The sequence below is a fragment of the Leisingera sp. F5 genome, from assembly GCF_001593695.1.
This window is the reverse complement of record NZ_LUKH01001223.1, coordinates 1-1,179: the sequence shown is the minus strand read 5'-3', so window position 1 is coordinate 1,179 and position 1,179 is coordinate 1. Positions and strand designations below refer to the sequence as shown.

The 1,179-nt window shown below is 52.8% G+C and carries 2 protein-coding genes; both read left to right on the top strand.

What is annotated here, in order from left to right:
• Positions 1-152, top strand: a 152-nt coding sequence (gene pgk, locus A2I95_RS40310) for a phosphoglycerate kinase (protein WP_291737935.1), incomplete at its 5' end; no start/stop codon positions are given.
• 9 nt (positions 153-161) lie between these two features.
• On the top strand, positions 162-728 hold the full coding sequence (locus A2I95_RS40305; RefSeq protein WP_291737934.1) for a hypothetical protein: 567 nt from the start codon (positions 162-164) through the stop codon (positions 726-728).
• Positions 729-1,179 lie beyond the last annotated feature (451 nt).

The following is a 1,179-nucleotide window of genomic DNA, read 5'->3' as shown; positions in this document are numbered from 1 at the left end:
CAGGCGGCGGCGACACCGTGGCGGCGCTGAACGCCTCAGGTGCTGCGGGCGATTTCACCTATATCTCCACCGCCGGCGGCGCCTTCCTGGAATGGATGGAAGGCAAGGAACTGCCCGGCGTCGCAGCTCTTGAAACGCCTGAACCGGCCTAGGCGCATCAGATGATCCGCCAACGAACCGCCGCAAAGTTCCTGCGGCGGCTTTCTTTTGAATTACCCTTTAGGTTGAAATTCAAATTTTTCCAATATCTTAGATCAACATTTCACCACATTCCGCAGCTAGGAGGACGCGACAGCAGAGGAATTTTCATGAAAACGTTTAGATTACTATTGGCTGTATTTTTTACTCTGTGCGCAACCTCTATACTATTTGCCACCCAGCCTTCCAATTCCAAAGCGTCACAAGCAAACGCCCAGCTTGCCGGGATCACAGAACACTATTGCGCCCCGCAATGGGCCGCTCTGACGGCAATCAGACCAGACACCTGGCTGGACACAGCCCCTGAAAGAGTGCTGGTTTACGCAGAGTCTTTGGTCGCGGCGCCAGCTGATGCGGCAAACTCCGAAAGCTACGATGCCTGGAACAAGCATATCGTTTCCACCCTGGCGCTGGAGGACTATATCAGCTCCTTTCAGACCCTGTATCAGGCGTCTTCCAAACAAAACGGCGGCAAAGAAGAACAACTTGCAAATGCCGTGGCATCCTATCGGGCCAAATATGAACTCTGATCATGCCTGAGCCTCAAGGGTGCTGAGCGCGAGGTGCTGGAAGCCGAGTTCCAATCTATCGGCAAGACACTTGATACTTCGGACATTTTTCAACTCGAAAGTCAGTACCATTGCATGGGCCTCGAACGCATCAGAGAAGCGGTCTTCCGTCTCGATCCGTTGGACGAGAGATTTTCAAATAACTTTCAGGAAATCATGCATGAACATCTGAGGTTTTGCTAGGCATGACTGTCTCCGCCAAGCGCGGTCCGGTATCTCTGCAAAAAACCTTATCCACAGACGGAAAAGGGATTCACAAGCCGAATCGCATGTGGCATAGTGAACGCAGACGCCGGGAAACGGCGCAAAAACAAAAACTTGAGCAGTAACATACAGGCACCTCCAAAGTGACCCGAAGCCCCCGGCCCTCTTTTGGCGCCATCGCCTTCTTTGCAATTGCATTCGCGCTCAG

Bases quoted from the DNA above. Each gene is read 5' to 3' on its own strand.
- A2I95_RS40305 (WP_291737934.1), top strand. From the start codon at position 162: ATGATCCGCCAACGAACCGCCGCAAAGTTCCTGCGGCGGCTTTCTTTT.